This window comes from Chryseobacterium sp. (genome assembly GCF_008014695.1).
In the GTDB taxonomy this organism is placed as follows: domain Bacteria; phylum Bacteroidota; class Bacteroidia; order Flavobacteriales; family Weeksellaceae; genus Kaistella.
Genome location: NZ_VOXE01000005.1, coordinates 1 through 5693, shown reverse-complemented (window position 1 = coordinate 5693; position 5693 = coordinate 1). Strand labels below are relative to the sequence as shown.

The 5693-nt window shown below is 46.5% G+C and carries 1 protein-coding gene, 2 tRNA genes and 3 rRNA genes; all 6 read left to right on the top strand.

Annotated elements, in window-relative coordinates; all coding sequences use genetic code 11:
- Positions 1-186, top strand: a 186-nt coding sequence (locus FUA25_RS13370) for a hypothetical protein (protein WP_228411711.1), incomplete at its 5' end; no start/stop codon positions are given.
- 236 nt (positions 187-422) lie between these two features.
- Positions 423-1939 (top strand): 16S ribosomal RNA (locus tag FUA25_RS13165).
- 210 nt (positions 1940-2149) lie between these two features.
- A tRNA-Ile gene (locus tag FUA25_RS13160) sits at positions 2150-2223 on the top strand.
- Positions 2224-2309: 86 nt separating this feature from the next.
- Positions 2310-2383 (top strand) — tRNA-Ala (locus FUA25_RS13155).
- Between the two features lie 205 nt (positions 2384-2588).
- A 23S ribosomal RNA gene (locus FUA25_RS13150) occupies positions 2589-5362 on the top strand.
- A 183-nt stretch (positions 5363-5545) separates the two neighbouring features.
- Positions 5546-5653 (top strand): 5S ribosomal RNA (rrf, locus tag FUA25_RS13145).
- The 16S, 23S and 5S rRNA genes sit together here with 2 tRNA genes alongside, the layout of an rRNA operon.
- The last annotated feature ends 40 nt before the right edge of the window (positions 5654-5693 follow it).

Genomic DNA, 5693 nt, shown 5'->3' with positions numbered 1-5693 from the left:
CTATCTTTGCAAACCCAAATCGAGAGAAGCGGGGAGCGAAGTAGAAGATTGAAAAGATGGGATGTGAAGGGAGTTAGGGGCTTAAAAAAAGTTTCAGATTTTTCTCCGGAAACATTTGGTCATTTAAAAAATAGTTTATACTTTTGCAGTCCCAATCAGAGAGATCTGGAGCGGGAAGCGAAGTAGAGATTAGGATTGAATTTTAGGAAAAAGATGAGGCTTGAAAAAGTTTCAAATTTCTTCAAAAAAGATTTGGTCATTAAAAATAAAGTTTATACTTTTGCACTCGCTAAACGGAACAAACGACAGAAAGAGTTTCCGTGGATGCGAAAAGAAAAGAGATCATTGACATACAAATAACAACCAAAAAAAAGTAAGGAAAAACTAAAGCGTCAAGAACTTTGAGTGAGTCAGACAAACATACAATGGAGAGTTTGATCCTGGCTCAGGATGAACGCTAGCGGGAGGCCTAACACATGCAAGCCGAGCGGTATTTATTCTTCGGAATAGAGAGAGCGGCGTACGGGTGCGTAACACGTGTGCAACCTGCCTTTATCTGGGGGATAGCCTTTCGAAAGGAAGATTAACACCCCATAATATATTGAATGGCATCATTTAATATTGAAAACTCCGGTGGATAGAGATGGGCACGCGCAAGATTAGATAGTTGGTGAGGTAACGGCTCACCAAGTCAATGATCTTTAGGGGGCCTGAGAGGGTGATCCCCCACACTGGTACTGAGACACGGACCAGACTCCTACGGGAGGCAGCAGTGAGGAATATTGGACAATGGGTGAAAGCCTGATCCAGCCATCCCGCGTGAAGGACGACGGCCCTATGGGTTGTAAACTTCTTTTGTACAGGAATAAACCATTCTACGTGTAGGATGCTGAAGGTACTGTACGAATAAGCACCGGCTAACTCCGTGCCAGCAGCCGCGGTAATACGGAGGGTGCAAGCGTTATCCGGATTTATTGGGTTTAAAGGGTCCGTAGGCGGACCGATAAGTCAGTGGTGAAATCTCATAGCTTAACTATGAAACTGCCATTGATACTGTCGGTCTTGAGTAAATTTGAAGTGGCTGGAATAAGTAGTGTAGCGGTGAAATGCATAGATATTACTTAGAACACCAATTGCGAAGGCAGGTCACTAAGATTTAACTGACGCTGAGGGACGAAAGCGTGGGGAGCGAACAGGATTAGATACCCTGGTAGTCCACGCCGTAAACGATGCTAACTCGTTTTTGGATTTTCGGATTCAGAGACCAAGCGAAAGTGATAAGTTAGCCACCTGGGGAGTACGAACGCAAGTTTGAAACTCAAAGGAATTGACGGGGGCCCGCACAAGCGGTGGATTATGTGGTTTAATTCGATGATACGCGAGGAACCTTACCAAGACTTAAATGGGAAATGACAGGTTTAGAAATAGACCCTTCTTCGGACATTTTTCAAGGTGCTGCATGGTTGTCGTCAGCTCGTGCCGTGAGGTGTTAGGTTAAGTCCTGCAACGAGCGCAACCCCTGTCACTAGTTGCTAACATTAAGTTGAGGACTCTAGTGAGACTGCCTACGCAAGTAGAGAGGAAGGTGGGGATGACGTCAAATCATCACGGCCCTTACGTCTTGGGCCACACACGTAATACAATGGCCGGTACAGAGGGCAGCTACACAGCGATGTGATGCAAATCTCGAAAGCCGGTCTCAGTTCGGATTGGAGTCTGCAACTCGACTCTATGAAGCTGGAATCGCTAGTAATCGCGCATCAGCCATGGCGCGGTGAATACGTTCCCGGGCCTTGTACACACCGCCCGTCAAGCCATGGAAGTCTGGGGTACCTGAAGTCGGTGACCGTAAAAGGAGCTGCCTAGGGTAAAACAGGTAACTAGGGCTAAGTCGTAACAAGGTAGCCGTACCGGAAGGTGCGGCTGGAACATCTCATTTTAGAGCGTCTTTAGACGTTAAACAAACAAAACGATACGCAAGTATCAAGCACTTACTTAAAGTTTGCTTTAGTTTTTTTACTTTGGTTGGTATTTAAAAATAAACCCACTAGAAATTAGTACAGGGAAGAGATACAAGAGCCAGGAGGCAAGAATCAAGACACGAACAAGTCTTGTATCGAGCATCTTGAATCTAATAGTCTAAAAAGACAGTCTCGTAGCTCAGCTGGTTAGAGCGCTACACTGATAATGTAGAGGTCGGCAGTTCGAGCCTGCCCGAGACTACTAATTAAAGGACGGGAAGAATCAAGAGCCAAGAGGCAAGATGAAAGTCTTGAGTCTTGAATCTAGACTCTCGAAGTCTCACTAGAGGGGAATTAGCTCAGTTGGCTAGAGCGCCTGCCTTGCACGCAGGAGGTCAAGGGTTCGACTCCCTTATTCTCCACAGTATTGGAAACCAGATTTAAAAGTTACGGATAGAGCCAAAAACAATATCTGTTCATCAGGAGTTCCAGTAAGACATAAGATCATTGACATTAACGATAAGAACATCACAAAGAGAAAACCGAGCACTTACGGGTGCAAAGTTTACAAAAATACCGTTCAGCAGCAATGCTGGACAAAAAATACTGAACTAATATATTATTAGGAAAGAAATCGTTAAGGGCGTATGGCGGATGCCTAGGCTTTCAGAGGCGAAGAAGGACGTGGTAAGCTGCGAAAAGCTGCGGGGATCGGCACACACGAATTGATCCGCAGATGTCCGAATGGGGCAACCCGGCTGGTTGAAGACCAGTCACTCTAAATTTATTTAGAGAGCAAACCCGGAGAACTGAAACATCTAAGTACCCGGAGGAAAAGAAATCGAAGAGATTCCGTAAGTAGTGGCGAGCGAAAGCGGATTAGCCCAAAAGTCTTTATATGTTTAGAAGAATGTTCTGGAAAGAACAGCCATAGAGGGTGATAGCCCCGTAATTGAAAGGCATACATAGATGATAAATGAGTAGGGCGGGACACGTGAAATCCTGTCTGAATATGGGGGGACCATCCTCCAAGGCTAAATACTCCTGAAAGACCGATAGTGAACAAGTACTGTGAAGGAAAGGTGAAAAGCACTTCGAATAGAAGGGTGAAAGAGAACCTGAAACCGTACGCCTACAAGCGGTCGGAGCCCACAAGTTGGGTGACGGCGTGCCTTTTGCATAATGAGCCTACGAGTTAATTTTACTAGCGAGCTTAAGCACTTCAGGTGCGGAGGCGGAGCGAAAGCGAGTCTGAATAGGGCGCTTAGTTAGTAGGATTAGACGCGAAACCTTGTGATCTACCCATGGGCAGGTTGAAGCTTTGGTAACACAAAGTGGAGGACCGAACCGGTTGACGTTGAAAAGTCTTCGGATGACTTGTGGGTAGGGGTGAAAGGCCAATCAAACTGGGAGATAGCTCGTACTCCCCGAAATGCATTTAGGTGCAGCGTCGATGTTAAGTTTATTAGAGGTAGAGCTACTGATTGGATGCGGGGGAGTCAAATCCTACCAATTCCTGACAAACTCCGAATGCTAATAAATGTTCGTCGGCAGTGAGGGCATGGGTGCTAAGGTCCATGTCCGAGAGGGAAAGAACCCGGACCAACAGCTAAGGTCCCCAAATATATGCTAAGTTGAAATAACGCGGTTGAACTGCATTGACAGCTAGGATGTTGGCTTGGAAGCAGCCATTCATTTAAAGAGTGCGTAACAGCTCACTAGTCGAGCGGTTCGGCATGGATAATAATCGGGCATAAGCATATTACCGAAGCTATGGATTTATAACTTTTGAGTTATATCTGGTAGGGGAGCATTCTGTTTGCACAGAAGCAGGGTCGTGAGGCCCTGTGGAGCGTACAGAAAAGAAAATGTAGGCATAAGTAACGATAAAGCGGGCGAGAAACCCGCTCACCGAAAGACTAAGGTTTCCTCAGCCATGCTAATCAGCTGAGGGTTAGTCGGGACCTAACGCGAACCCGAAAGGGGAAGTGGATGGACATAGGGTTAATATTCCCTAACTTGCTCACATTAAAAAGGGGACGGATTTACGTACTTGCTGGAGACTGACGGAATAGTCAAGGCCTAGCCTTCGGGCGAAGCTGCTGCAGGGAAATAGATTCCAAGAAAAGCCGAAGTGAAGCAACCCGTACCAAAACCGACACAGGTAGTCGAGGAGAGAATCCTAAGGTGCTAGAGTGAATCATGGTTAAGGAACTAGGCAAAATAGTCTCGTAACTTCGGAAGAAGAGACGCCCTCGTTAGCAATAACGGGGGCCGCAGTGAAGAGGCCCAGGCGACTGTTTATCAAAAACACAGGACTCTGCTAAATCGAAAGATGCTGTATAGGGTCTGACACCTGCCCGGTGCTGGAAGGTTAAGGAAGGTGCTTAGGGTTAAACCGAAGGCATTAACTGAAGCCCCAGTAAACGGCGGCCGTAACTATAACGGTCCTAAGGTAGCGAAATTCCTTGTCGGGTAAGTTCCGACCTGCACGAATGGTGTAACGATCTGGGCACTGTCTCAACCATGAGCTCTGTGAAATTGTAGTCTCGGTGAAGATGCCGAGTACCCGCAATGGGACGAAAAGACCCTGTGAACCTTTACTATAACTTCGTATTGACTTTGAATAAACAATGTGTAGGATAGGTGGGAGACTTTGAAGCTGGCACGCTAGTGTCGGTGGAGTCAACGTTGAAATACCACCCTTTGTTTATTTGGAGCCTAACTTCTTTCGGGAAGGACATTGCGTGGTGGGTAGTTTGACTGGGGTGGTCGCCTCCAAAAGAGTAACGGAGGCTTTCAAAGGTACCCTCAGCACGCTTGGTAACCGTGCGTAGAGTGTAATGGCATAAGGGTGCTTGACTGTGAGACCTACAAGTCGATCAGGTGCGAAAGCAGGACATAGTGATCCGGTGGTTCCGTATGGAAGGGCCATCGCTCATAGGATAAAAGGTACTCCGGGGATAACAGGCTAGTCTCCCCCAAGAGCTCACATCGACGGGGAGGTTCGGCACCTCGATGTCGGCTCGTCACATCCTGGGGCTGGAGAAGGTCCCAAGGGTTGGGCTGTTCGCCCATTAAAGTGGCACGCGAGCTGGGTTCAGAACGTCGTGAGACAGTTCGGTCTCTATCTATTGCGGGCGTTAGATGTTTGAGAGGGCTTGAATCTAGTACGAGAGGACCGATTTGAACAAACCTCTGGTGTATCAGTTGTACCGCCAGGTGCACCGCTGAGTAGCTACGTTTGGAAAGGATAAGCACTGAAAGCATATAAGTGCGAAACCTGCCTCAAGATGAGACATCTTTTAAGGGTCGTTGGAGATGACAACGTTGATAGGCTATAGGTGTAAAGTCAGTAATGGCATAGCCGAGTAGTACTAATTACCCGTAGATTTATTGCCTAATTAAGGCGTACCCGTGGGTGCAACACGGTCTTCTCTTTGTGAACGTTTTTATCGATTTTTACTGTAAAATGTAGAACTGTAAAAAGTATTAACGATTATCATGATCGTGAATACCAAATACATGAATACACCATACATTAATACAAATATACTGTACAACCTTTTGTACAAAACAGCCTTTAGGGTGGTTTTAGCAGAGGGGCTCACCTGTTCCCATTCCGAACACAGAAGTTAAGCCCTCTAGCGCCGATGGTACTGCGAAAGCGGGAGAGTAGGTCGCCGCCAGTTTTTTTTAAAGCTCATCAATTTAGTTTGATGGGCTTTTTTT